The following is a 26,429-nucleotide window of genomic DNA, read 5'->3' on the forward strand; positions in this document are numbered from 1 at the left end:
ATTTTTTCGGCGTGTCGTTACCCTCAACCTTTACTTTAGGGTTTGTGACCTGGGTCTTTAACGAACAGTGACCAACTGCGGGTTCGTAATGTTGAACTCTGCTCCCTCACGGTGCAGCACAGTATCAAGCGCCAATGACTTATTCCGGTTGTCTTCGGACGCACCCCAGGTGACGGTCCTGCCCTCTTTCACATGCAGGACATAGTCATGCTTTCCACGCGCTTCAATCGCTTCAACATTTTCTCGACCCTGGTCGCTCAATGCGCCAGCGATGTCTACCGCCCCCTTACGCACCGCCTCATCAGTGCCAGCGGCCCCCGTGAGTTCCACAGCATTTTCTGGGGGAACATCCACCGCAAACTCACGCCCGTCCGCATCGAGCAAATGCGCGCCATCTTCCTGAGAGAAGAACGCCACCGCGTCATTCTCTATCACCGTCAGTTTGATCGTTGATGGCCACCCGCGTGACGCGGTAGCGGACTTCACCCATGGCAAGGCAACAACGCCGGCTGCTGCGTCTCGCAGCTTGACCTGGGCAAGAGGTGTACCGGATCGAATTCCGGAGGCTCTCACAGCGTCTTCTTCACTGATGTGAGCGTTGCCTTCAACCTGAAAGTGCTTCACCGACATGAGTGGTGTGAAGTACACCACCGACCACAACACCGCCAGTGCTACCACGATAGCGCCGCTGATCGCCGCTACGCGTTTCACTGTTCTGCCTCCGCTAGGGCAGCCAACAACGGATCTGCGAGCATGGTTACGCTTCCAGCCCCCATGGTGATCACCACATCACCTGGGTGCGTCACCTTTACTACCGATAGTGGTGCGTGTGAGAAGTCCGGATCGTAAATAGCTTCAATGCTCATCTTGTCCGTGATGACACGCGAATCAACACCCTCCACTGGCGTTTCACGGGCACCAAAAATATCCAGAACTACGGCAGCGTCCGCGAGCGAGAGCGCATCAGCAAATTCCTGAGCAAAGTTGACCGTCCGCGAGTACAGATGCGGCTGGAAACAAACCACAACGCGGTCATGCGCAGCCTTTGCCGCGGAAAGCACCGCGGCAACTTCAGTCGGGTGGTGCGCATAGTCATCGTAAACCCGGGTGCCACTTGGCAGCTCCCCACGGAATTCAAAACGACGCCGCACACCGGTAAAACCGGACAAACCTTCAGCCAGCTTGACCGGGTTTGCACCCGCAATGTCTCCCGCCAACAGTGCAGCCGCAGAGTTCAGCACCATGTGGCGCCCCGGAATAGCCAATGAATACTCAAAGGGCGTGCCGTTCAGATCCACCGTGACAAACGTAGTGGTGTCTTCCATGCGCTCGCTAGTGACACGAGCATGGTTAGGAATCCGTGGGTGCGTCACCGTGCCATACCCAACGACATTGATACCGCGGTCAAGAGCGCGTTCACCACACTGCGCCGTTGCTTCATCATCAAGACACACAACGAGGGTTCCCGTATCCGTAACGCGGTCTGCGAAGTCATCGAAAACCTGGAAGTAGGACGCTTCATCACCGAAGTAGTCCAAGTGGTCCGGCTCAATATTGGTTATCACGGCAATGTCCGGCTTGTAGCGCAGCAACGAAGCATCTGATTCATCTGCCTCAGCCACAAAAACACTGCCACTGCCGTGGTGAGCATTCGTGCCAGCACGGTTGAGCTGCCCACCGATGGCAAAGGACGGGTCCTCCCCTGCAGCTTGCAAGGCAACAACCGCCATGGAAGTGGTAGAGGTTTTCCCGTGCGTGCCGGCAAAGAGCATCTGGGTGTAGCCCTCCATCAGTTCCCCCAGAAGATCCGAGCGACGAATAACGGGAATACCCAACTCGGCTGCCGCTACGAGTTCCGGGTTATCTTTCGGAATCGCGGCAAAACTAGTCACCACAACAGTGGGCGGGTCCCCGGCGAGCGTCAGATTACGTGCATCATGCCCCACGGCGATCTGCGCACCTTGAGTGCGTAGTGCACGAACTGGGCGTGAGTCCTTGACATCGGAACCAGTGACAATGCTGCCACGATCAAGGAGGATACGGGCCACGCCGGACATGCCAGCGCCACCGATACCAATCAAATGAACGCGTGAAAGATCAACTGCGTCGCTCACTATGAATCCTTTCCCATGATCCGACGGGCAATAATCTGTGATGCATTGCCAGCTTGGGTACTGGACAACGCTTGCTTCATTTCTTCACCCTTGCCACTAAGAATCTCTGTGACCGCGGTGACGAGGGCATCGGGGGTGAGCGCAGCATCGTCAATACGCATTGCGGCGCCTGCTTCGACGAGGTGCGCAGAGTTGAGACCTTGCTCACCATTGCCATGCGGCAACGGAATGTAAATCGCAGGCACGCAGGCAGCGGAATTCTCCGCAACTGTCATGGCGCCGGAACGGCATATCACTACATCGGTGACTGCGTACGCAGCTTCCATGTCTTCAATATAAGGCACGGCAGTGTAACCCTCGTGCGGTTCAGGCGCATCATTTTTACGCCCGTATGCGTGAAGCACCTGGTATCCGGCCGCGGTGAGGCGCTCCACAGCCCCGGACAACGCTGTATTAATACTGCGCGCACCTTGGGAGCCACCGGTAACTAGCACCGTTGGTTTGTTCGGATCAAGGTTCCACATCTTGTAACCACGCTCTGCCTTCGCGCCGTCTGCATCCTTCCCCACACCCGGACGAACAGGAACCCCAACAACCTCACCGGGCATGCCGGAATTCGGCACCGCGTTAAAGCCTATGCCTCCGAGACGGATCCCCAGCTTGTTAGCCATGCCGGCTAGCGCGTTTGTCTCAAGGACATAAAAAGGAATACCCAAAGACTTCGCCGCAAGGTAGGCGGAAGCAGAAACATAACCACCGGTACCAAAGACTGCATTAGCCTCACGGCGCTTCAGCGCCATGCGGGTTTGGTTCACCGACTTAATAAGTTTCGCTGGAACACCGAGAAGCTTGAGGGGCTGCTTACGCGGAATCGGCACCGGATCCACAAGATCAAGTTCAAAGCCGCGGGCGGGGATAATGGACGTTTCCAACCCCTTCTCCGTGCCTAGAGCAGTGACAGATGCATCAAACTCATCACGCAACACCTCCGCCACAGCCAGTGCCGGCTCAATGTGCCCGGCTGTCCCACCACCAGCAACAACGACGTTGAAAGACACGTTTCTCCTCTACGTAGCTAGCTTGCGCGTCGAGTGTCAGTGTATTGCGTGCGACGGCGAGCCGTAACCGGGGTCGGTGCTGGCACCTCACGGACACGGCGTGGTGCCTGACGCGGTGCTCGGCGCACAGCAGGACGTGGCGCCTTAGGTTCGGCGAGGAAAAACATCCGGTCAAACAGCGGGCGACCGTAATTTTGCATGAAGGACACTGCATCCGGCTCATGGCGGGCCACGGAGGCAACCAAGCCCATCGCACCAAGGGTGATAACGGCCGAAGTGCCACCAGCAGAGATCATGGGCAACTGAATACCCGTAACCGGCAGCAAACCAATGACATAGCCGATGTTGATGAACGCCTGCGACACGATACCGGTGGTGATTGACGCAGCCAGAAGAGCTTGGAACTGGTTCTGTGCCCGGCGCGCGGTACGCAAACCGAAAAACAGCAACATGGCGAACAAGGTGATCACCAGTGCGCCGCCCCATAGCCCGAGCTCCTCACCGATCACTGCAAAGATGAAGTCATTCTTCGCCTCCGGGAGATAGAACCACTTTGCGCGTGACTGGCCCAGGCCGACGCCGAAGAAAGAACCATCGGCCAAGGACAAGAAGCCTTGATAGGACTGGAACGCCACACCGCGAGTGTCCTCAAAGTGCCCGAAAAGCGCATCAAAATACACGAGGAGACGGTTGGAACGATATCCGCCAGCAGCCATGATGAGAACGAGAAGTGTGGCACCGAAGCCTGCGACGATACCGATGAACTTCCACGTCACACCAGCAAATAGCAGAATCAAAGCAACCACGATAGCGAAGGACACCATCATGCCCATGTCACCCTGGGCACCAATGAGGCCCATGCACAGCATCGAAACGAAAATGAATGGCGTGAACCCATTGGTCACTTTGAGCAACTTACGCGGATTCTTATTAGCCAAGATGGACGCACCCCACACACAGATGGCCACGCGGGCAATCTCAGACGGCTGCAGCTGGAAGCCAGCAATGTAAATCCACGACTGGGAGCCCACTTCATCACGGCCAGTACCAATACCTGGGACAAGCACGAGGATGAGTAGGAGAATAGCTACTCCCATGAACACCGCAGCGATCTTGCGAATTCTCTCCGGAGGGATTTGCAGGGCAACCCAAAAGGCAACCAAGCCCATAACAACAACTGCGGCCTGCTTGAGGGGTTGGGCCCACACGGATTCGTCATTAAACACTGACCATGTCATCGACGAACTGGTCACCATGACAACGCCAAGACCGGCGAGAACAAGGACGATGGTGCGCACCATCGTGTAATCAATCAGGGGGCGCGAGTCCATCCACGCGTTCAGGCGTGACAGAGCGCGGGCCATGCCCGAGGAGTACTGGTTCCGTGTAGCGCGTGTTGCGGATGTGGCTGTAGTGGTCATCGATGCCTACTTTGCCCTATTCGTTCGCTTTTTCCTTTTTGGCGCGCGCAGCTTGGACAAAGAGATTTCCACGTTGTGCCATACCGGTGTACATATCCAAACTTGCCGCCGCAGGAGCAAGAATCACCGCATCACCAGGAAGCGCCTGTTCAGTGGCAAAATTTACGACCTGCTCCATCGCCTCAACCGGGTCAGTCGAATCCGTATAAAAGGTGGGAACCGAAGGAGCAAAAGTTTCCACTGCATGCTTTATTTTCAAGCCATCAACACCCAATAGAGCGACCGCACGGAACTTCTCTCCATGGTCTTGAATGAGTGAGCTAACATCCGCACCTTTCAGTTGCCCCCCAGCAACCCACACGATCTTCGACGTGGTTGCCTTCAACGCGGAATCAGCTGCGTGTGGGTTAGTTGCCTTGGAATTATCAATCCAGACGATGTCGTTGTCACTGTCTTTGTGGACAACGGCACCACGGTGGCCTGCCACCGTGTAGGAATGCAGAGCACGATCAATCTGCTCCGGGGCAGCGCCTCGAGTAATCGCGATTGCGGATGCAGCCAGCGCGTCGAGCACGCCAGCACGGCCGGGAGGTTCAATGCCCTCGATAGCGGTGATCTGCACGGGTGTGTCACCGATGCGGGAGACAATACCCCCGTCGATAATGCCCACTTGCCCTGCTTGTGGTTCGTTCACGGTGAAGCCGATGGCATGAGCTGGCGCGTAGTCCCGCACGCGCTCATCGTCGATACCGGCAACAGCGGTGGACGCAGTGAAGACTTTTGCTTTTGCCTGGGCATAAGCTTCAAAAGAGCCATGCCAATCAATGTGGTCTTCCGCCAGGTTGAGCAGCACAGCAGCATCAGGTGTGAGGTGCTCAGACCAGTGAAGTTGGAAGCTAGACAGCTCAGCGACCAGGACGTCTGCCCGCTCCTCCATGATCAACGCATCGCCCACGGCGACGCCGATGTTGCCGCACGCGACGGCCTTTTTGCCGGTATAGTGCGCAGCCTCCTGCATGATCGCAGCCAACATGCCGGTCGTGGTGGTTTTACCATTCGTACCCGTGACCACCAACCAATCACGCGGCGGGCCAAAGACCCCTTGCTTATCTAGCCGGTAGCACAATTCAACGTCACCGATCACCTCGCAACCAGCCTCTTTGGCGGCAACAAGTAGCGGTGAATCCGGACGCCATCCAGGAGAAGTCACCACCGTGTCGTAGTCCGCAAAAGAGATTTCATTGGAGCGCAGTATGTCGGTTTTTGCTGGATCATCGTCGACGATGTCAAACGGCAACCCTGCCACGCGAAGCAATCTTGCGGTGCCTTGGCCGGAAACACCGGCGCCGGCAATAAGGTATCGCGTCATACCAGGCTCACTCCCGTCGCGGTGAGCCAATCAGCGTAGAAAATTGCCAGGCCAAGGGCAACAGCGATACCACAGATAAGCCAGAAGCGGACCACCACAGTGGTTTCTGCCCACCCTCCGTTTTCAAAGTGATGGTGGAACGGGGCCATGCGGAAGACACGCTTACCGGTGGTTTTAAAGGAAGCAACTTGGATAACCACGGATGCGGCCTCCATGACAAAAAGTGCGCCAACGATGACCATGAGTACCTCAGTGCGGCTGGTGATGGATACTCCGGCAACCAGACCGCCCAGTGCCAATGATCCGGTATCCCCCATGAAGATCTTGGCCGGTGCAGCATTCCACCACAGGAAGCCAACGCATGCACCAAGACCAGCAGCGCATAGGACTGCAAGGTCAAGCGGGTCGCGGACGTCGTAGCAGCCAGGACCGGGTGTAACAGAGCAGGAATTTCTGAACTGCCAAAACGTCATGATCATGTACCCGAACATCACCAAAGCAGTCGAACCCGCAGCCAAACCATCCAGCCCATCCGTAAGGTTCACGGCATTCGACCAAGCGGCAATGAGGAAGTAGACAAAGATGAGAAAGAGGAAGGTGCCAACTACGGCCCCGCCGACAGCGACATCAAACGTCTCAATATCGCGGATGAAACTTACGTGCGTGGAGCCCGGTGTCAGGCCTTGTTCGTTCGGGAACTGAAGCAGCAGGAAACCGAACAGCAGGGCAACAGCAAGCTGGCCAACCAGCTTCGCGGTCTTATTCAGGCCAAGGTTGCGGTTAAAAAAGAGCTTGATGCCATCATCGGCGAAGCCCAGCAGACCCAGCGACACGGTCAAACCTAGAACAAGTAAGCCCGATGCAGCGAACCCACCGTGGCCTGTAGCCATGCCCCAAAACCCAACGACAAGATAAGCGACCACGATGCCCAACAAGATGGCAATGCCGCCCATCGTTGGGGTACCGCGTTTACGGATGTGTGACTTCGGACCGTCCTCACGGATCTCTTGGCCCTTACCCGCTGAGGTGAAATACCGGATCAGTAGTGGTGTAGTGAAGATCGCTACTAGGAAGCTAATCAGCCCCGCCATAATGATCTGGGTCATGGTGAATACCTTTTGCTACCTTTCCGTTTTCAACAGCTTCTCGGCTACGCGCCACAATCCGGCCGCATTACTTGCTTTCACAAGCACGACGTCGCGGTCGGTCCGCTCGTACCAGTGGTCCTCGCCGGGTGGAACAGTGCTTAGAATACCTGTGACGATTGCGGTCGCATCATCAACATCAATTGCCTGCTCCACCGCAATTCCATGGTCCGCAGACGCGGTCATAAGCGCATGAATCTCAGGCGTATCCCCCACCGCAATCAAGTGGGTGATGCCGTATCGGCCAAGGTCATCTGCAAGCGCAGTGTGAGCTGCAACGGAGTCTTCACCAAGCTCCCCCATCTCTCCTAAAACCGCAATGGAGCGCACACCGGGGCGGGCGGCAGCAGTGAATGCGAGTGCTGCAATGCCAGCACGCATCGAGTCGGGATTGGCGTTGTAGGCATCATTGATCACCGTCACGCCGTCAGCACAGGTGGACACATCCATACGGTTAACAGACACGCTGTGGGCATTGCTCAATGCTTCCGCCACCGCCGCTGCATCAATCCCAGATTCAATCCCCACGGCGGCAGCAGCCAAAGCATTGGATACTTGGTGGGCGCCGAAGACTTTCAAGGAAACCTCATGCTCCCCACCAGGAGTGTGCATGGTGAACGTCGCCCGGGCCACATCGTCGAGGACGATGCCCGTGGCGTAGTAGTCTGCTTTGGTCTGTGTGGAAAATGTTACGACCTTGGCGTTAGTGCGCGAAGCCATGCCGACAACTAACTCATCATCGGCGTTGAGTATCGCAATACCATCCGCCTGAAGCGCTTCAACGATTTCGCCTTTGGCCACCGCTATGTTGTTGCGGGAGCCAAATTCACCGAGGTGAGCACTGCCAACATTGAGCACCACGCTCATCGCGGGAGGCGCGATATGTGTAAGTTTTTCAATGTGCCCAATGCCACGCGCGGACATCTCCGCCACGAGGAATTTTGTGTCCTCTGTGCAGCGCAGCACGGTGTACGGCAGCCCAATCTCGTTGTTGAAAGAGCCAGGTGGTGCGACGGTCTCACCGCCACACGCCAAAACGTTCGCAATAAGATCCTTCGTCGAGGTCTTACCGGCAGAGCCTGTCACGCCGGTAATTAAGAGCCCATGCTTATCGACGAGCTCCTGAGCCACAAATCGCGCCAACTTCGACATCCCGGCCACAACCGCTCGGGCCGTACCATCCGGATCACCCGCTGCGAGGTCCGAATTATCGCCCTCCACCTGTTCCACTGGCGGCAGAATCACCGCTGGGACACCGATATCGCTAGCAACAAGTGCACCGACCGCGCCGCGCTGCATGGCTGCCTCCGCAAAATCATGGCCATCAACATTCGCGCCAGGAAGTGCGACGAACAGCCCACCGTCAGCGATCTTGCGGGAATCAAACTCAACATATCCAGTCACGGTTGCGTCCGGATCAGCGGAAGGACTTAAGGTCCCGCCGGTGACGTGCGCAATCTGACGCAATGTCATTGGAATCATGGTTAATCCTCCTTAAAACCCACGCCAGCCAAGGCCGAACGGACTTCCTCACGGTCATCAAAGTGGTGTACTTCATCCCCGATGATCTGCCCCACCTCGTGGCCTTTACCCACGACAATGACAGCATCGCCAGGTTGTGCCCATGCCACGAGTTCCCGTATCGCCTCCGAACGTGAGCCGACCTCACGGACCTCAGTCCCTTGAACCTTCTCCGCGCCGGCCTTCACAGCCGCCCGGATCGTTGCTGGGTCCTCACTGCGAGGATTGTCATCAGTAATGATCACGAGGTCAGCGCGCCGTGCAGCCTCTTCACCCATGGGCGCCCGCTTCGACTGGTCGCGGTCACCTCCAGCCCCCACAACAACACCAATGCGGCCTGAGACCTGCTCACGCAACGTCGTTAATGCAGCGGCGATTGCGGCAGGCTTGTGCGCATAATCCACAACCGCGATGAACTCCTGTCCGCAGTTAATACGTTCCATACGTCCTGGAACCGCAGCCCCCTCAATACCCGAGAGGAATTTCTCCACATTTACACCAACAGCCTGTGCCAATGCAGCAGCCAGGGCAGCATTCGCAACATTGAACGCGCCCGGAAGTGGAAGGCGAAATTGGTGGACAGTGCCATTCAACTCAAGCTCCACATCCTGAGCACCAGAATCAGTGGTACTGATGAGCCGTGCAGAACAATCAACACCCGCCTGATTGCGCGTTCCCACGGTGATCACATTGTGTGCACGAGCAGCCATCTTCTCCCCCCACTCGTCATCAACGCAGATGACGGAGGCCTTCAAAGAAGCGTCGAAAAGCAATGCTTTTGCCTCAAAATAATCCTCCATCGTCGGGTGAAAATCAAGGTGGTCCTGCGAAAGATTAGTAAAGCCAGCAGCGGTGAACTGCGTCCCACCAACGCGCCCCAAGACGAGCGCATGGGAGGAGACTTCCATGACCACGTGTGTGACACCGCGAGTGACCATCTCTGCGAATAATTCTTGCAGTTTCGGTGCTTCCGGGGTGGTCAAAGAGGTTGGCACATCTTCGCCCATGATGCGAGTGCCCGTCGTGCCGATCAGGCCGACCTTCTTGTCTGCCGCCGTCAGACCCGCTTCAAGCATGTACGTTGTCGTCGTCTTACCCGACGTCCCCGTCACTCCCAGAACCGTGAGCTTGCTCGAAGGATTCCCATAAACGGCGGAAGCAACACGACCCAGAATCGGCCGCACGCTCTCCACAACAATCACGGGACGTATCTCCCCCGCATCCTGCAGAAGCGCCCAGCCCTCCTCATCGGTAAGGAAAGCTGAAGCTGCCGAATCATGCGCGAACATCGCCCCATGCGTGCGAGTTCCTGGCAAAGCCGCGAATATCGCGCCCGATCCCACAGCACGCGAATCAAGACTGATACCGCTGATCTCTACTGCGGCATCATTTTCAACGCGACCACCCGCAATCTGCGCGATGGTGTTGATGGATATGTGATTGCTCATTTTCTCTCCCCCTCTACTGAGCCTGAAGGACCATCAGCTCACCCGGGTCCCGGCTAGGTGAAATGTTTTCGCGTGCAATAAGCCAGCTAGCAATCTGGGTGAACACCGGCGCCGAAGATTGGCCACCAGCGCCACCCTCAAGTGGCCCACGCTCCGGATCATCAATCATGACAGCCACAACAAAACGTGGATCATCCGCTGGAGCAATGCCAGCAAAAGTAATCCAGTAATCCGAGTTCGAATACGCCCCCGTATCCGGGTTCACCTGCTGCGCAGTACCGGTCTTGCCTGACAGCTGGTAGCCCGGAATGTTGTTCCCCTGCGCCGTACCACTGTTAAAACCAGCTGGGTCTTCCTGGAACGGCGCACGGAACATGTTCACGATCGTGCGGGCCGTCTCCTCGCTGGCAACCCGGGTGCGACGAGGCTCCTCCTGCGGAAGCTCCTCGCCCGTCGCGGATGTCACATGTTTGATGATACGGGGTTCAATCCGTTCACCACCATTAGCCAACGACTGATAAATACTTGCCAGCTGCAACGTCGTCATAGACATTCCCTGCCCAATCGGCAGGTTGGCAAAAGTACCACCCGACCACTGCTCACGGGTAGGCACTAAACCAGCCGACTCATTAGGCAGTTCCACCCCTGTTGCCTGGCCAATGCCGAAGCGTTTCAAATAGTCATCAAAGCGCTCCTCCCCCACGCGCTGCGCCAACATGAGCGTCCCCACGTTCGAGGACTTACCAAAAATGCCCGTGGTGGTGTACGGAAGCACACCATGCTCCCACGCGTCAGCCACCGTCACGCCAGACATCTCAATCTGGCCGGGGACCTGGTGGACTTCATCCGGGTTTGTCAGGCCTTCTTCAATCGCCGCGGTGGCCGTAATGATCTTGGCCACAGAACCCGGTTCAAATGGATGCGAGATCGATGGGTTGTCAAAACTTCGCCCGTTCTTGAGTTGCTTTTCAAGGTCCCCATTCGGATCAATCGTGTCCGTATTAGCCATGGCCAGCACCTCGCCGGTAGCCGCATCCAGAACAACCGCCTCCGCACCCTTAGCCCGGGAGTTCTCCTTCGCCTGCTCCAATAACTGTTGAACGTATGCTTGCAAATCAAGATCAATCGTAAGGTCGATCTTCGCACCATTGACGGCCGGCACAACATCGCGCAACGTACCCGGTATCACCTGGCCATGCACAGAAACATCCTCCGTGGAGCGGCCATTAATACCAGTCAAGATGGAGTCGCTCGAAGCCTCAAGGCCGAACTGCCCCTGGCCATCCATGGACACCCGGCCAATAATGTTCTCCCCCACAGCACCGTTCGGATACTCGCGGATGTCCTGGTGATCAGCAGCAACACCGTGAAATCTCTCAGCCACCTCGGCCGCCACATCTGGATCCACATTGCGAACCAACACTTCATAGTCAGTCGAGGCATGCAGCTTCTCCAGAATATCCTTGGAGTTCACTTTCTGGGTTTTGACCTTGTTGTCGCCGTCTTTCTTGTCTTCTTCGTTGTCTTCCCCCTGACCAATCATGCGGGGAATCTCATTGGCCATTTGGCGGAGCATATCCTCCACGCGGGCGCCTTCCTGAGCTTCAGCCTCCGCGCGGGTAGCGCCTTCCTGGTACATCTCATTCCGCGCGTTTTCCCCCAGCTCACGCCGCAGAATCACCGGCGAGACAGTCAAAGAACGCGCCTGCATGGTGTACGCGAGCACATTGCCTTGCCTATCGACAATCTCCCCTCGCCGCGCCGGATCCACAAACGTGCGCGTCCGCTGGTCAGCAGCAACAGTTTGAAGCTGCGGCCCCCACTTCAGCTGCACCCAAGCAAGACGTCCAACAAGAACTAAAGCGACCACGAGAAACAACACGGTCAGCAGTTGAATGCGTTTAGCCGTGATGACTTTCTGTGGCTCACCACGTTGTTGGCGCCGCTGCGGGTCCATGCGTGTCACGGCGCAGGTCACCTACCTCTCAAATTTCAGGCTCAATCGCCCTTCATTTTGCCTGGCTCCCGCACACCAGAAGTTCACCGCCACACGGCGACGGGAAACAAATCGGATTACTGCACACCCGGCAAGGACTGCAGCACTGCAGGAGCAGGCAATGGAGAGAGGTTATCAGCAACATTATCGGTGGCACTGCGGTCACTGGTTGCACGGTCCACACGAACAGTGTCACCGTTCACATCCACCACACGTAGGGTTTTTTCCGGATCAGCCGGACCAACCTCAGTTGCCTCACCATGGTTATTCACCGTGATGATGCCAGCCTGCGACGGTACAACCATTCCCTCCTGCCCTGCTTTGGCAGCAACTTCCGCAGCGGCACGAGAGTCTTCGACATCACGGTTCAGGGTTTCAATCTCATTCTTCAGCGCACGCTCTTCACTTTGCAGCTGCTGAATAGTGAATGTCTGCTGCGTGGACAACGCAGACAGTAACATAGCCCCAAAAATGCCCAGCAGCAGGAGCGGAAGCGACAGAATAGACATCCGCGAAAACTTCCGCTTCGTTTCCGTTGTGGTTACCCGGCGCCCACGCACCGACACGACCTGCTTCGACCCCAGCCGACTTGGCCGCGGGACATGCGGCGCAAAACGGGGCTTCGGCGGGGTGAGCGTAGTGCGTCCTCGTCCACGTTCGAGCAGTGCGGTGCCAGCGTAGCCTGCAGTGCGATCTTGGCTTGCTCCCATTGTCCTTGTTTCCTTCACAGAGCTCATCGTTGGTTCGGTTGGTTAGTTGCTGATCTTTTCTATGGCCCGCACCCGGACCGGTGCCGCTCGCTTGTTTTGTTCTATTTCTTCTTCACTGGCTTTCTCCGCCCCATGGGTGACGGCCTTGAACTTGGCCTCCATCCCTGGCAGCTCAGTGGGAAGCCCGGGCGGGGTTTTAGAAGAAGTGAGCTCAGTAAACGCCTGCTTGACCAGTTTGTCCTCGTGGGATTGGTAGCTCATAAACACAGCACGCCCACCCGGACCGAGAGCCTCAGCCACCATGGGAAGAACGTTTTGCAGTGCATCAAGCTCACGATTTACTTCCACGCGCAACGCCTGGAAAGTTCGCTTCGCTGGATGCCCGCCCGTGCGCCGCGTCGCCGCTGGGATGACCCGGTACAACAGCTCAACCAAACGGCCGGACCGTGTGAACGGTTCCTTTTCACGTTCGGCCACCACTGCGGATGCGATCTTGCCGGCGAAACGCTCATCCCCATACGTCTTCAACACTCGCGCCAGATCCCCGTGCGAGTATGTATTCAGGACATCAGCTGCAGTGATCCCCTTGCTGGAATCCATCCGCATGTCCAAGGGCGCATCAACCTTGTATGCGAAACCGCGTTCAGCTTGGTCCAGCTGCATTGAAGAGACACCAAGATCGAAGAAAGCACCTGCAAGCCCATGCTCCCGCGCTTTCTTTACAATCGCCCCTTCATCATGTGCCAGCGAATCTTCTAAGCAATCAAAACGACCTTGCACTGGCAGGAAACGATCCGAGAAAGGCGCAAGCCGTTCAGCGGCCTTGCGCAGTGCTTTCCCATCACGGTCAATTCCGATTACGGAAGCATGCGGGAAAATTTCCAAGAAGTATTCAGTGTGACCCCCGGCTCCTAGGGTGCCATCAACGATGACAGCGTTCGCACCGAAAGCTTCCACCGCAGGACGCAACAGCTCCCCCATGCGATCGCGCATTACAGGGACGTGCCCGTGGTTGACATGATGTGCCATGTTTGTTGCCACCGGGTCACCCCCTTCATTCGCGGCTTGTTGTTCACTTACGTGCACTCGCGGGGAACGTATAGAGCCCTACCCGGGGCGGTCATTCTGATATCGGGGAAGTACACCAGAACGACTCGCGCCCCGAGCAGAGGTCATACACGCTCTCCGCTAATCGCCCACTTTCTAAAGCAGGCCTGAGAGAATGTCGTCCTCATCAGCCGCAGAGAAAGCGGCTTCCGTATTTTCTTGGTATTTCGCCCAGGACTCGGCGTCCCAGATTTCCAAGAAATCCACTGAACCGATGACCACGCACTCCTTAGATAGTTGCGCGTAATCCCGGTGCGCCGGCGACAGCGTGATGCGACCAGATCCGTCGAGCGTCTGCTCATCCGCACTTGCTGCCAAGTTACGAATGAAGGCGCGCGCCTTCGGATTCGTGCGTGAAACCGCGGCTGCTTTACGTGCACGTGCCGCAAATTCCTCGCGGGGATAGACCGCCAAAGAATGGTCCTGCCCCTTGGTCACCATCAGCCCGTCCGCCAAACCCTCACGGAATTTAGCGGGCAACGTCAGGCGCCCTTTGTCATCCAGCTTTGGGGTGTAGGTGCCTAGAAACATCCGGCGCCCCACCTTTCTTGCTCGATGACTCCGGTTGTGAACTTTTATCCGCGAAAGGCCAGAAGTGCCCCACTAACCTCTCACTGCGCCCCACTTTAACCCACAATCCCCCACAAATTCCACTCTCACGTCAAACTTTCTTTCCACTTCCAGAAAAATACGAGGTCAAGATGCATAAAAAATGTGGCAGACACGCCCGCATTTTTGAATAACAACCGTTAACTAGATTCTCTTAAATGCCAATTCTCCCCATCAGATCGCGCTCAACGCCGCGAACAAAACCATAAATTCCCAGGTGCCGTTTAAGGGTGGGTGATAGTGGGGGACATAGGTGGGAGAAAGTGGGCGCATAAAAAATCCCCGCCAAGAGGCGGGGATTGATGCGCTACTTACTGCCCTTCAAACCTGCGACGGAAGTTCTCCTCCATTCGAGAACTCATGCCACCGCGCTGCGAAGGATGCTTGGCGCGGCCCGTCTGGCGTGCGTTCGGTTCAGCTGGAGTGTGGAGGGCCCAGACGCCACCAGCAAACATGACAACGAAGCCAATAATGCTCAAGCTCACAAACCACAGACTTTGAGCCGCCAAAGCCACGCCCCCAATAAGAAGGCACAACCCCAGCACAATGAGAGCCACAGAGCGCATTGTTAAGCGCCCGGATTCAGGACCACCCTGGAAGCGAGACGCGGAAGCAACGGATGCCCCAAACTTCGGGTCATCCGCAAGGAGCGACTCCTCAATCTCGCGGAGCTGCTGCTGTTCTTGCTCAGAAAGGGCCACGATTCCTCCAGCCGTGCACTCGATGTCCACTTTGAGGATATAACGATTCAGTGGGCAGGTTTGTTCCTCAGGATAACAGTACCGCCCGAAAAACGCCCCTAAGCTGCAGCCATACCGTCCCCCACACCGGTGACTTCTGCGTAAAAATCCGCAGCATCAGCAACAAGCGCAGTCGCTTTCACAGGATTCGGGCGAAGCTCAATACCCGATGCAACCCGGCCACGCAGTGCGGAGTATCCACTAAAAACATCAGCCCACACCTCGCCCCGGGCGCCAGTAATGCGCAGCTTGTCCCAAGCGCTCGTAGGCAGCCTCTTGCGCTTGGCCACGGCTGCTGATTCCGCGATAGCAGCGCCCGCGGTACGCAAAGCGGCGCGATAAGCACTTTCAATTGCAAGGTCATACTCACCACGAGCGATGCGCAATTGGGCATCCGCGAGAAGTTCCCGTGCAGAATCAAGAAACGCTTCATACTGGGTTACCCGTGGAACCGTGCCACAAGTAGCACCCGTCGTGGCAGAAATAATGCTGTTCATCTTTAACACCTCACTGTGATCTGCTTTGTTGCCCTCACATTAGAAAACCCGTGCGACACCCCTTCTCACATGTTCGAACACTTGTTCTAAGTTATGCATTTTTACTCCGCTCAGGGTCGCGTCATGGTTCGATGGTGACGTGCCTATGACATTCCGCCACCTCACTGCACCACAGTTCACTGAGTCGGTGCCGGAACTCGTGGATCTCTACATCGCAGCCATGAAGTATCCGCCTGCAATACGTGAGCAGCGCATCGCTGTGTGGCGCCGTGATGCCACCTCTCCCGGTTTTGTTGCTGTGACTGCTTATAAAAACGACACACTGGTTGGAATCGCCTATGGCTTCAAAGGCACACGTGACCGGTGGTGGGACCTCCAGCTAAGAAGAGGTCTATTTCAGCGGCAGGCGATGACACCTGCCATGATCACAGTGATACGGAACTACTTTGAGGTCGCCGAAATTCATGTCGCACCCGATCTGCAATGCAAGGGCACTGGCCGGAAACTCATGCACATGTTGCTGGAGCAAACCACGGAACCCTACGCTTTGCTGTCCACACCGGAGGTGCCAGGTGAGAATAATGCTGCGTTCGGGCTTTACCGCTCCCTCGGCTTCCTGGACGTTTTGCGCCATTTCACCTACGCCGGCGACAGTCGCCCCTTTGCCATCCTGGGCAGGAAACTGCCTCTGACCTGACTGCCCGCACCTAGCTGTAAAGTGAGCGGTATTGCTAACCACCCGCAACTGGTTAAAGGAGCCATGTTTCGTGCAACAAACCCCTTCCGGTTCCGCCCCCACCCTCGATGATGTTCCGGCGGCGGTGGAACGCCAACTGAACGCATTTCTGAATCAGGTTTCCCCACCTGTTGCTGAGATCGGTGCCCCCGTTGCAAACGCCGTGGGCCTTTTGCGCGACTTTGTTCTGGGTGGTGGAAAACGCATTCGCCCGACTTTTGGCTGGGTTGGCTACACCGCTGCGGGAGGTTTGGAAAAGGGTGAAGAGGACCCCAGAGCTGTTCTGCGGGCTGTCAGTGCACTCGAGTTCATCCAGGCATGTGCTCTTATCCACGATGACATCATCGATGCTTCCGATACCCGGCGCGGCAACCCCACTGTTCACCGCGCAGCGGCAGCCAACCACCGGTCACAGGGATGGCACGGTGATGCGGAGGTCTTTGGGCAGAACGTGGCCATTCTCATTGGTGACCTTGCACTGGTGTGGGCAGATGACATGTGGCATGGCTCGGGACTGAGCACCGCTGCCCGGGACCGGGCGCATGAACCATGGCGCGGGATGCGCAGTGAGGTTATCGGTGGCCAAATCCTAGATATTTCCTTGGAGGCAGCCAGCTCCGAAAGCGAGGAACTAGCTAACGCAGTCAATGTGTACAAGACCGCCGCGTACACCATTGAACGCCCACTGCACTTGGGTGCAGCCGTGGCTGGTGCCGATGAGACAACGATTACCGCGCTGCGTGGGTATGGTCGCGACATCGGCGTGGCATATCAGCTCCGCGATGATCTGCTGGGGGTCTTCGGCGACCCAGAGGTCACCGGCAAGCCCGCCGGTGATGATTTGCGGGAGGGTAAGCGCACCGTTTTGTATTCCCTGGCTTTGCGGGCCGCGGACCAGACCGATCCGGTGGCGGCGGAGAAACTCCGCTCCGGAATCGGCGTGGTGCAGGACCCGAAGGATATCGCGGAGCTCACGGCGATTATTGAGGGAACGGGGGCGGTGGAGGACGTCGAAAAGCGAATTGCGCATTTGACGGAAACCGGGCTTTCCTCCCTTAACCATGCGCAGCTGGACCACAATGCCGCGGAAGCCTTGAAGACAATGGCCGAAAAAGCCACTGCGCGACGTATGTAAAGGATTGTTCGTTGGCAGCTCGCTCTTGGATTATCCCGCTCGGTGTCGTGGGCTCAACGCTGATGATGCTGGGCTCTTTTGGCGCAGGCGCGACACGTAACCGGGGAGGCGTGCTAGACGCGCTCGGCTGGTCATCGTTGAGCTATGGCCACGCGCGCGGTCTCATGGACGTGGCACTGACAACAGGTGTATTCCTGCTGGTAGCCGCATGGGTATTGCTGGGTAGCGAACGTCGGGAGAAGGTTGTTCACACGGCACTGTGGGCATGGACAGCTCCTTTGATTCTTGCTGCGCCGCTCATGTCGCGCGATGTGTACTCCTACCTGATGCAGGGCGCGATGGTGCGCGATGGCTTCGACCCGTACTCGGAAGGCGCTGCCGTCAACCCTGGCCCGTACTTGTTGGAGGTCTCTCACGACTGGCGCAACACCACAACGCCGTACGGCCCCCTTCATTTGTGGATCGGCGACGGGGTAACCACGCTGGTCGGCGACCATGTCACGGCCGGACTCATCGTGTACAAGATCATCTCGCTCATGGGTTTTGCTGCCATCGCGCTCGCTGTCCCCCGCATCGCGGAACACCTTGGCGGCAATCCCGCGCTCGCACTGTGGCTCGGTGTGGCTAACCCGGTGATGATCATTCACATGGTGGGTGGCATGCACAACGAATCCGTGATGGTCGGACTCGTCTCCGTGGGGTTGCTGGCCTGCCTGCGCGGGCGTTTTGGCTTTGGTGTCGTACTCATCGGCGTGGCGGTATCGCTGAAGGCCACCGCAGCTATTGCGTTGCCTTTTGTCGTGTGGATGGTGCTGGCCCGATACGCACCGCAGGGCACTCCCCTTGCAAAACGATGTGGCGTGTTCTTCCTCGGCGGAGCTGTTACCGTGGGTTTGTCTGTTGCAGCCGTCGCCGCGGTGACGTGGGCGTCCGGAACATCGTGGGGCTGGTTGGCGCAGATCTCCGGCAACTCGAAGGTGGTCAACCCACTCTCAGGCGCCACGCTCATGGCCGATGCGGTCGCACCGTTTATTCAGCTTGTCGACGAAACCTTTAGGTACAACACCATCCTCACCGGCGCCCGCACCGTCGGCTCCCTACTCATGCTTGCCGGATTGGTGGCAGTGTGGGCAATTTTCCGGCAGTCTGACCGCCGCGCGATCATGGGCATCACCCTGGCGTACCAAGTTGCCTTCCTATTTAACGCCGTCACGCTGCCGTGGTACTTTGCCTCATCCCTCACGCTGGTAGGCACATTCAAGCCCCGGCCATGGCTGATCAAGCTCACGGTGGCAGCGACCGTCGTGGTTGCCCTGTCCTTCATGGGCAGTGGTAACCACCGCTTCTACGACGGCTGGTGGATGCTGCTCACCGCCATTGCTTCATGGCTAGCGGCTAGAAGGCCATTGCCTGAGCGCGCCGAATAACCTCACGCGCCCCATGCCCGTGAAGCGCATCTATCGGCCTGCCCGGCAAACTCTCATCAGCGGTGAAGAGGTAACCCAGGATCTCGTCCTGGGTGAAACCGCCGTCCAGTAACACGGTGATGGCGCCAGAGATGAATTTAGAAAGGCCCCCATCTTCGTCGAGAAGCGTGGAAGGCACGACCTTCTTTCCTTCCTTCTTCCAGGACAGAAGCTTGCCCGCATTGACATAATCGTGCACTTTGGTCACGGGGACACCTAGCTGCTCCGCAACCTCGGGAAACGTCAAAAGTGACTCGCCAGCAAGCAGCGCATCCAGGTCGTAATTTTCTGTACTCACGGTGAACACTCTACGTCAGCTACCACTTCATTCCACCCGTGCGCCATACTTAGAAAACATGAGTGAACTTGAGTCCGGCCATGTGCTTGAAGGCCGGTACGTCATCGACCGCCCCATTGCTCGGGGCGGAATGTCTACCGTGTACCGCTGTTTAGACACACGCCTGGACCGCGAAGTGGCAGCCAAGGTCATGGACTCCCGCTACCTCGATGATGAGGTGTTTCTCAACCGTTTCTCCCGCGAAGCCCGGGCAATGGCGCAGCTCAGCCACCCCAACCTGGTGGGTGTGTATGATTTCTCCGCCGATGGTGAGGAAGTTTTCCTCATCATGGAACTCATCACTGGTGGCACCTTGCGCGAACTCCTCGCTGAACGCGGCCCCATGCCGCCACATGCAGCCGCGGCGGTCATGCGTGGCATGCTCACCGGACTTAATGTCGCGCATAACCGAGGACTTGTTCACCGTGACATCAAACCCGACAACATTCTCATCGCCGGTGATCACACCGTAAAGTTGGCAGACTTCGGACTGGTGCGAGCCGCCAGCGAATCAAACCGCTCCACCGACCAGATCGTGGGCACCGTGGCCTACATCGCCCCTGAGCAGGTTGATGGCACACCTCTGAGCCTGGCCACGGACGTGTACTCCGCCGGCATTGTCCTCTTCGAATTACTCACCGGCACCGTGCCCTTCCACGGTGACACCCCACTTGCTCACGCTTTCGCGCGACTCCACTACGATGTACCGCCACCCAGCAGCCGCATCGCTGGAGTACCCAAGCTTTTCGACGAACTAACGGCCTCCGCCACCGCCCGCAACCCACGCAACCGTTTCACCGGTGCCCGTGAATTCCTCGACGCCATTGAGGATGTCTCGGCGAACCTGCGCCTGCCCCACTTCGTGGTCCCTCTGCCCACACAATCAGCCGCGCACCGAGTTGCTGCGATTCCCACGAGGATCACACACGTTGCGGAGCAAGTACCAGAAGTCCCGTCGGTTCCAACGAATCCTCCAGTTCCGAAGCGAGTTCCCGTGGCCCCTCCTCCACGCAAACCTCGCCCGATACCAAAACCGGAAACAAACAGATCCGGCTTCCGGCTCTTTCTCGCTTTACTCCTCATGACAGCAGCCACCACTGTCGTCGCCGTCGGTGGCTGGTGGTACGGGTCCGGATTCTACGGGGAGCTCCCCGAACTCATCCGACCGGTGGTCTAGTTGCGGAGCATCTCCGCCACCAGGAACGCAAGCTCCAACGCCTGCTCAGTGTTCAAACGCGGATCACATGCGGATTCGTAGCGGCCCGGCAAATCAATATCCGTGATGTCCTGCGCGCCGCCCAAGCATTCCGTGACGTGCTCACCCGTGAGCTCAATGTGGATACCGCCCGGGTGAGTACCCAGGTGACGGTGAACCTCGAAGAAGCCCTGAACCTCATCGATGATCTTGTCAAAGTGACGAGTCTTGTAACCATTCGAAGCCGTAAACGTGTTGCCGTGCATCGGGTCAGACTGCCAAATAACCTTATGGCCCTCACGCTCAACTGCCTGGACAATGCCCGGCAGGACATCGCGCACCTTATCGTGCCCCATGCGAGCCACAAAGGTCAGGCGCCCCGGCTGGCGGTTTGGATCCAACTTCTCGGCGTAACGGACAGCCTCCTCCGGTGTCACGGACGGGCCGAGCTTCAGACCAATCGGGTTATCAATAAGTGCGGCGAAATTAACGTGGAAGTCATCCAGGCCACGCGTGCGCTCACCAATCCAGAGCTGGTGTGCCGACAAGTCGTAGAGCTTCGTGTCACCGTTCTCATCCTTGGCCAGACGCAGCATCGCGCGCTCATAATCCACAAGCAGTGCTTCGTGGGAAGCGTAAATCTCCGAGGTACGCAGTTCACGGTCATTCACGCCACACGCATCCATGAAGTGCAGCGAACGGGTGATTTCACGGGACAGAGCCTCATACCGTGCACCAGCAGCGGAATTAGCCACAAACTCACGGTTCCACGCTTCCACCCGGTACAGGTCAGCCGTACCGGAGTTGGTCAGTGCGCGCACCAAGTTCATCGCAGCAGACGCGTTCGCGTACGCACGGATCATTCGCGCCGGATCATGCTCACGTGACTCCGGTGTTGGGTCCACACCATTAACAATGTCACCACGGTAATTGGGCAAGCCGTTCTCATCCAGATCAGATGAACGTGGCTTGGCATACTGGCCAGCAATGCGAGCCAACTTCACCACTGGGGTGGATGCACCGTACGTCAGCACAACCGCCATCTGCAGCAGCGTCTTAATGTTGGCGCGAATGTGAGGCTCGGTGTTGGACTCAAAAGTCTCAGCGCAGTCACCCCCCTGGAGCAAGAAGGCCTTACCCTCTGCAACCTCTGCCAGCTGCTTCTTCAACTTATGAATTTCCGGCGCCACAACAACCGGTGGCACAGATTCAAGGATCTTACGAACGTAAAGGGCAGCATTCTCATCCCAAGTGGGCTGCTGCTTCGCAGGGAGGTTCACAACCCCCTGGAACGATTCAAAAATATCGCCCGGCAAGGGAGGAAGATCAGGGAGTACTTCTTTGGGGATGTCTACTGTCCAGCTCATTCTATAAGTTCTAGCACGTCGCAGACGGTATGCCTATCTATTTAATACAAACCCTCGCCGATCGAGGGGAAGTGCACGCTGGCATGCTCGGAACTTGTGAAGATTGTGGCGCGCATCTACGAGCGCATCATGGTTATCTCTAGGTGTTCGTGGCAAGGACGGACGGCCCGCCATATCCCAGTACTGTTTCAGCTCCCGGGTGTAGCGTGGCAAATCCTTGGGAAGCTTGGTCATGTCCCCCCAGAGCTGTGCAAACACAACGTGGTCATAGGCGCCCACCCATGCCCACAGTTCCGGACGGTGCCCACCGAAGGTGAGAAACTCGAACACCTCATCCCGGATCTGACGCTGTGGTTTCCAGACTGGACTATCCGGATTAGGCAGCTTAGCTAGTACATTTTCCCGCACCCAACGATTTGCGCGCGCACCATCAAAATCGGTTGACACCGCGTAGTACTCTCGTCTATCCTCCGCAACGATGCCGATGGATACAAGAGTGATGGTGGCGCCATCCTCGATGAATTCCGTGTCGTAGAAGTACCGCACAAGAAGCCTTAGCTCAGCTGGTCCCCCGTAGGCTCAGTGCCTTTCGGGTAGCCCTTTCCTGCCTCGAGAGACTTCTTCACGTCAGCTGCATACGCATCCACATAGGGGCAACCCGACAGCTCGACCAGTTGCTCCATGAAGAAGTCCGTGAACGGACGCCACACTGCCGGATCATGTGGTTCAAAGCCGTTATCGCGCGCCCATTGGTGCGGATCCACCGGCTGACCAATTTTCACACGCACCTTGGTCGGGCGGGGGATCCAGGAGCCAATCGGGTTCGCGTCGCGGGTACCAATCATGGCTACCGGAATGCACGGCACCCCGGATGCCATGGCAACACGAGCCATGCCGGTCTTCCCCTTGTAGATCCGCCCGTCCGGCGAGCGCGTGCCCTCTGGATAGATGCAGAACAGGTCACCGTTGTCGAAGACCTCTTGCGTCACTTTCAACAACGCCGAACCCGCGTCCTTCGATTCACGGTCAATGGGGACTTGCCCTACAGCCGTCATAAAAAACTTTTGTACAGCACCAGAGAAACCCGGGGATGTGAAGTACTCCTTCTTCGCCGGGTGAACCAGTTGACGCGGGCACACGAGCGGGAAATAGAAAGAATCCATCACAGCTTGGTGGTTAGACACCATGAGCGCCGGTGTGCCCTCCGGAGGGATATTGTCCAGCCCCTGGGTTTCGGGGCGGTTCCACAAACGCAGCCACGGCCCAATCAGGATGTACTTAAAGAACTTGTACCACTTGTTGTTCATATTTCCTCTACATCTGGTGTCGGGCCAAGTCAGCAACGCCGATCATACCTGCCTGCGAGCCCAAATCGGCCGTTTGAAGTGCCGGCAATGGCCGAAAGCCTGCACCTACCACTGAACGTGCCATAGTTTTCTGCGCTGTGTCTAGGAATAAATCAGCATCGCGGCTCACTCCCCCGCCTAGAACGATGAGCTCTGGATCCAAAACATCGCACACCAGGGAAAGGCCCTGCCCGAGCCACTGGGCAAAGTGATCCATGGTAGCTAATCCCAATGCGTCGCCCGTGCGCGCTGCAGCCACAACATCGTTGCCCGTCGCACGCTTGTCCACGGCCTTCCGGTACAGGCCACAGGATTCAAATCCTCCATTGGTGGCAATCGACACAGCGGTGTCTACCAGCGCTGTACCCGATGCGTAGCGCTCCAAGCAGCCTTGTTTACCGCAGGAGCACGCACGTCCGCCCGGAACGACAGTTAGGTGACCAAACTCTGGAGCTGTGCCGAATGCACCGCGGTAGATCTCCCCGTTGTGCATGAGAGTCGCGCCGATTCCTGTTCCAATGGCGAATAACACCCACGTCTTCGCATCTTGTGCCGCCCCAAAGCGATACTCCCCCCAGGCCGCTGAATTCGCGTCATGCTCCAATCGCACGGGAAGCCGTAGTTCATCTTGCAGAATCTTCCTTACAGGCGCGTTGTCCTGCCAAGGAAGATGCGGGGCAAAGCGAACCACTTCGCACTCTGGGTCGAGGAATCCGGCGACGGCGAGACCCACAGAACCAATCGCACCGGAAGGGTATCGCTGGCGCAGGCGATCCACCATCCCCACGATTGCACTGCGGAGATCTTCAGAGGTGTGCGGGGTTGCCGCGGATTCAACAGCAAGGATGCGGCCGTCCTCATCGACGACACCGGCACGGGTGTTTGTGCCCCCGATATCGAACCCGATGGTCAGCTTTGCCTCAGACATAGGGCATTATTCTAGCCCCGCCCCTCGAAGAGTACGCTTTCGAGCCTGTCCCCCAACGCTTGCCAGGAGAAAACTCCGGCGACATGTTCACGTCCGCTAAGGCCCATTGCTTGTCGACGTCCCCCGTCCCCCAACAACTCCACCACCGCTTCCGCAACCGCTTGAGTTCGTGTTCCATCGACAACAATGCCGGTCTCCGGCGTGACCGTTTCCGGCGCTCCACCAGAGGTGCCAGCAATGACTGGGACACCACACGCTTGCGCTTCCAAGTAGACAATGCCCAACCCTTCCACGTCCAACCCACCGCCGCGGGTGCGCGCCGGCATAGCCATGATGTCCGCCGCTGCAACAAGATCACGCATGCTTATGCGTGGCAGACGCCCAAGGAACGTCACTGCATCCCCCAACGGGTCTGCGAGCTGCTCAAGTTTCTTCCGGTAGGGTCCCTCCCCAATGATGGCAAGGCGTGCTTCGGGGAACCGCGCCTGCACAGTGCTCCACCCTCGGATGAGTTGATCTTGGCCTTTACGCGCAACGAGGCGGGAAGCCACGACGACGAGTGGTTCATCCCCATAGCCGAACTCACTACGCGTGCTCTTCTTTTCCTCAGCTGTTGCTGGCCGGAAAAACTCCGTGTCCACCCCGGAGGGCAAAGCGACATAGTCCGGGTGTGCACCAAACGCGGAGGCAAACCTCCTGCGGGTGTATTCGGATACATACGTAAGCGTGTCCGTCGTGTTTCCAATACGCCGCAGTATCCGCCGAGCAACAGGCAACATGGACCACCCCACCTCATGCCCGTGGGTGGTAGACACAATCCGCATAGCACCAGCCTTGCGCGCCGCCTGCGCTAGGAGCGCTAGTGGTGCCGCAGCACCAAACCACACAGTGTCAATCTGGTGTTCACGGATAATCCGCTTCATCTCCCGCGCCGTCGCCAACGTAGGAAGCATGATTTTACGAGGCCAGCGGTGAATGGTGTGATCCCGGGCAGCGTCGAAAAGCTGTGCAGCCTTCGTATCTTGCGTCGACGCGAACACGACGATGGAATCGCTCCCCCGTCGCGCGACAATCTCCGCGACGAACCGCTCCAAATACGACTGAATCCCGCCAACTGTCGGCGGGTAATCATTCGTAACCAGCAGAACCCGGCTAGTAGCGGACAGCACCCTGCACCGGCATTGAATTCAAGGGGACAACCTGAACCGGAATACCGTAATCCGACGCATGAACCACCTGGCCATTGCCAATGTACATGCCTACGTGCGTGATCCCCGGGTAGTAACCGATGATGTCCCCTGGCTGGAGCTCAGACATAGACACACGCGTTCCACCCGCAAGCTGGGCCTGGGAGGTACGCGGAATCGACTTGCCGTTCTGCGCGTACGACCACACCATCAAACCTGAGCAATCGAACTGATCCGGACCAGCTGCACCCCAGCCATAAGGCGAGCCCACCTTTGACAACGCCGCTGACACCACGCCCGAAGCATGAGCTGACTCGGGCACATTAACCGCAACTGGGCCATTCTTCGATTCCCAACGCGCGCGCTCCTCCGGAGTGAATCCATCAACCTTGGATTCAATCTCCTTGACCTTATTGTCCAAGTCCTCCCGCTCACGCTCAAGCTTGTCACGCTTGCCCTCGAGCTCGCTCTGACGGAAATCAGCAACTGCCACAGCAATATCGGCATCCGTTGCGCGGGATGCAGCAATCTCATTCAGGCGCTGAGACTCCTCCAACGTGCGCTGCGCTGAACGCGAAAGCGAACCAAGATAGGAAGAACGGTCAATCGCCTCTTGCGGGTTAGCCGACTGAAGTGCGTTCAAATGCGCATCATTGGACAGGTTGCGATACTGGGTTCTTGCGGTGCCGTCGACTTCACCCTGCGCACCGGAACGCGCCGTCTTAGCATCCTCAGCGTCACGGCGTGCATCCTCTGCCTCTCGGCGCAGAGAAGAAACCTCCTCCTCCCCCTTGGAGATCTCTTCCTCAATCTTCTTCACTTCCTCCGACTTAGCCGTAGCCTCCTCGGAGATAGAGCTGAGCTCATTAATTATCTGCTCAATCTCATCAGCCTGTGCGGGCACCGACAAGTGCACCGCCGAAAAGCCGGCAATGAGACCCGCCACAACCATCGGACGGAAACGGAAGGAAGCGTGACACATGCCCACTTAAAGCGA

Annotated in this window: 25 protein-coding genes; 4 read left to right on the forward strand and 21 right to left on the reverse strand. The window is 57.4% G+C overall.

Features of this window, described 5'->3' with window-relative positions; all coding sequences use genetic code 11:
* Positions 1-57: 57 nt before the first annotated feature.
* The 14 genes from HMPREF2129_RS01000 to HMPREF2129_RS01065 form a co-directional block, all read right to left on the reverse strand.
* Positions 58-711: a cell division protein FtsQ/DivIB gene (locus tag HMPREF2129_RS01000; protein WP_034661863.1), complete on the reverse strand. Its 654-nt coding sequence runs from the start codon at positions 709-711 to the stop codon at positions 58-60.
* Entirely contained in the window at positions 708-2,117 is a 1,410-nt protein-coding gene (gene murC / locus HMPREF2129_RS01005) for a UDP-N-acetylmuramate--L-alanine ligase (protein WP_034661866.1), read from the reverse strand. Before murC ends, HMPREF2129_RS01000 begins: the two co-directional genes overlap by 4 nt.
* Complete coding sequence (locus HMPREF2129_RS01010) at positions 2,114-3,172, reverse strand: UDP-N-acetylglucosamine--N-acetylmuramyl-(pentapeptide) pyrophosphoryl-undecaprenol N-acetylglucosamine transferase (RefSeq protein WP_034661869.1); 1,059 nt, start codon at positions 3,170-3,172, stop codon at positions 2,114-2,116. Before HMPREF2129_RS01010 ends, murC begins: the two co-directional genes overlap by 4 nt.
* Positions 3,173-3,189: 17 nt before the next feature.
* A complete protein-coding gene (locus HMPREF2129_RS01015) occupies positions 3,190-4,593 on the reverse strand; it encodes an FtsW/RodA/SpoVE family cell cycle protein (RefSeq protein ID WP_052092488.1) in 1,404 nt (467 codons plus the stop codon).
* Positions 4,594-4,609: 16 nt separating this feature from the next.
* Complete coding sequence (murD, locus tag HMPREF2129_RS01020; RefSeq protein ID WP_034661873.1) at positions 4,610-5,962, reverse strand: UDP-N-acetylmuramoyl-L-alanine--D-glutamate ligase; 1,353 nt, start codon at positions 5,960-5,962, stop codon at positions 4,610-4,612.
* Positions 5,959-7,068 carry a phospho-N-acetylmuramoyl-pentapeptide-transferase gene (mraY, locus tag HMPREF2129_RS01025; protein ID WP_034661876.1) on the reverse strand — a complete coding sequence of 370 codons (1,110 nt, stop codon included), beginning with the start codon at positions 7,066-7,068 and terminating at the stop codon, positions 5,959-5,961. The genes murD and mraY overlap by 4 nt, the downstream gene beginning before the upstream one ends.
* Positions 7,069-7,083: 15 nt before the next feature.
* Positions 7,084-8,589, reverse strand: coding sequence for a UDP-N-acetylmuramoyl-tripeptide--D-alanyl-D-alanine ligase (locus tag HMPREF2129_RS01030; protein ID WP_034661879.1), 1,506 nt, complete (start codon positions 8,587-8,589; stop codon positions 7,084-7,086).
* A gap of 2 nt (positions 8,590-8,591) precedes the next feature.
* Complete coding sequence (locus HMPREF2129_RS01035) at positions 8,592-10,076, reverse strand: UDP-N-acetylmuramoyl-L-alanyl-D-glutamate--2,6-diaminopimelate ligase (RefSeq protein WP_034661882.1); 1,485 nt, start codon at positions 10,074-10,076, stop codon at positions 8,592-8,594.
* 13 nt (positions 10,077-10,089) lie between these two features.
* Positions 10,090-12,033 (reverse strand): peptidoglycan D,D-transpeptidase FtsI family protein, encoded by a 1,944-nt coding sequence (locus tag HMPREF2129_RS01040; RefSeq protein ID WP_052092490.1) that lies wholly within the window; start codon positions 12,031-12,033, stop codon positions 10,090-10,092.
* Between the two features lie 116 nt (positions 12,034-12,149).
* Positions 12,150-12,782: a hypothetical protein gene (locus HMPREF2129_RS01045; protein ID WP_102723888.1), complete on the reverse strand. Its 633-nt coding sequence runs from the start codon at positions 12,780-12,782 to the stop codon at positions 12,150-12,152.
* Positions 12,783-12,824: 42 nt separating this feature from the next.
* The gene (gene rsmH / locus HMPREF2129_RS01050; protein ID WP_034662049.1) at positions 12,825-13,811 is read right to left on the reverse strand and encodes a 16S rRNA (cytosine(1402)-N(4))-methyltransferase RsmH; all 987 of its coding nucleotides are present in this window, start codon (positions 13,809-13,811) and stop codon (positions 12,825-12,827) included.
* Between the two features lie 174 nt (positions 13,812-13,985).
* Complete coding sequence (gene mraZ, locus HMPREF2129_RS01055) at positions 13,986-14,420, reverse strand: division/cell wall cluster transcriptional repressor MraZ (RefSeq protein ID WP_034661885.1); 435 nt, start codon at positions 14,418-14,420, stop codon at positions 13,986-13,988.
* A 389-nt stretch (positions 14,421-14,809) separates the two neighbouring features.
* Positions 14,810-15,199 (reverse strand): DUF3040 domain-containing protein, encoded by a 390-nt coding sequence (locus tag HMPREF2129_RS01060; RefSeq protein WP_034662052.1) that lies wholly within the window; start codon positions 15,197-15,199, stop codon positions 14,810-14,812.
* Between the two features lie 98 nt (positions 15,200-15,297).
* Positions 15,298-15,735 (reverse strand): SAV_6107 family HEPN domain-containing protein, encoded by a 438-nt coding sequence (locus tag HMPREF2129_RS01065; RefSeq protein WP_034661888.1) that lies wholly within the window; start codon positions 15,733-15,735, stop codon positions 15,298-15,300.
* Positions 15,736-15,880: 145 nt separating this feature from the next.
* On the opposite strand from HMPREF2129_RS01065, the gene HMPREF2129_RS01070 reads away from it, so the two are divergent.
* The 3 genes from HMPREF2129_RS01070 to HMPREF2129_RS01080 all read left to right on the forward strand — a co-directional run bounded on the left by HMPREF2129_RS01070 (position 15,881) and on the right by HMPREF2129_RS01080 (position 19,033).
* Positions 15,881-16,432, forward strand: a complete 552-nt coding sequence (locus HMPREF2129_RS01070; RefSeq protein WP_034661891.1) for a GNAT family N-acetyltransferase — start codon at positions 15,881-15,883, stop codon at positions 16,430-16,432.
* A gap of 70 nt (positions 16,433-16,502) precedes the next feature.
* Positions 16,503-17,606, forward strand: a complete 1,104-nt coding sequence (locus HMPREF2129_RS01075) for a polyprenyl synthetase family protein (RefSeq protein ID WP_034661894.1) — start codon at positions 16,503-16,505, stop codon at positions 17,604-17,606.
* Positions 17,607-17,617: 11 nt separating this feature from the next.
* On the forward strand, positions 17,618-19,033 hold the full coding sequence (locus tag HMPREF2129_RS01080; RefSeq protein ID WP_034661896.1) for an alpha-(1->6)-mannopyranosyltransferase A: 1,416 nt from the start codon (positions 17,618-17,620) through the stop codon (positions 19,031-19,033).
* On the opposite strand, the gene HMPREF2129_RS01085 is transcribed toward HMPREF2129_RS01080, so the two are convergent.
* On the reverse strand, positions 19,002-19,379 hold the full coding sequence (locus HMPREF2129_RS01085) for an Rv2175c family DNA-binding protein (RefSeq protein ID WP_034661899.1): 378 nt from the start codon (positions 19,377-19,379) through the stop codon (positions 19,002-19,004). The genes HMPREF2129_RS01080 and HMPREF2129_RS01085 overlap by 32 nt on opposite strands.
* 49 nt (positions 19,380-19,428) lie before the next feature.
* On the opposite strand from HMPREF2129_RS01085, the gene HMPREF2129_RS01090 reads away from it, so the two are divergent.
* Positions 19,429-20,586, forward strand: coding sequence for a protein kinase domain-containing protein (locus HMPREF2129_RS01090; RefSeq protein ID WP_034661901.1), 1,158 nt, complete (start codon positions 19,429-19,431; stop codon positions 20,584-20,586).
* Here the strand turns inward: HMPREF2129_RS01090 and HMPREF2129_RS01095 are convergent.
* Genes HMPREF2129_RS01095 through HMPREF2129_RS01120 form a run of 6 tightly spaced genes read right to left on the reverse strand, consistent with a single transcriptional unit; the run spans position 20,583 to position 26,414 of the window.
* Entirely contained in the window at positions 20,583-21,971 is a 1,389-nt protein-coding gene (locus HMPREF2129_RS01095) for a class II 3-deoxy-7-phosphoheptulonate synthase (protein ID WP_034661904.1), read from the reverse strand. The two genes, HMPREF2129_RS01090 and HMPREF2129_RS01095, sit on opposite strands and share 4 nt — an antisense overlap.
* Before the next feature lie 33 nt (positions 21,972-22,004).
* Entirely contained in the window at positions 22,005-22,517 is a 513-nt protein-coding gene (locus tag HMPREF2129_RS01100; protein WP_034661907.1) for a polyadenylate-specific 3'-exoribonuclease AS, read from the reverse strand.
* Between the two features lie 8 nt (positions 22,518-22,525).
* On the reverse strand, positions 22,526-23,278 hold the full coding sequence (locus HMPREF2129_RS01105; protein WP_034661909.1) for a lysophospholipid acyltransferase family protein: 753 nt from the start codon (positions 23,276-23,278) through the stop codon (positions 22,526-22,528).
* A 7-nt stretch (positions 23,279-23,285) separates the two neighbouring features.
* A complete protein-coding gene (locus tag HMPREF2129_RS01110; protein WP_034661911.1) occupies positions 23,286-24,245 on the reverse strand; it encodes an ROK family protein in 960 nt (319 codons plus the stop codon).
* Between the two features lie 11 nt (positions 24,246-24,256).
* Entirely contained in the window at positions 24,257-25,411 is a 1,155-nt protein-coding gene (locus tag HMPREF2129_RS01115; RefSeq protein WP_034662054.1) for a glycosyltransferase family 4 protein, read from the reverse strand.
* Positions 25,398-26,414, reverse strand: coding sequence for a C40 family peptidase (locus tag HMPREF2129_RS01120; RefSeq protein WP_150385840.1), 1,017 nt, complete (start codon positions 26,412-26,414; stop codon positions 25,398-25,400). The genes HMPREF2129_RS01115 and HMPREF2129_RS01120 overlap by 14 nt, the downstream gene beginning before the upstream one ends.
* Positions 26,415-26,429: the final 15 nt, after the last annotated feature.

This window comes from Corynebacterium tuscaniense DNF00037, from assembly GCF_000759055.1.
Taxonomy (GTDB): domain Bacteria; phylum Actinomycetota; class Actinomycetes; order Mycobacteriales; family Mycobacteriaceae; genus Corynebacterium; species Corynebacterium tuscaniense.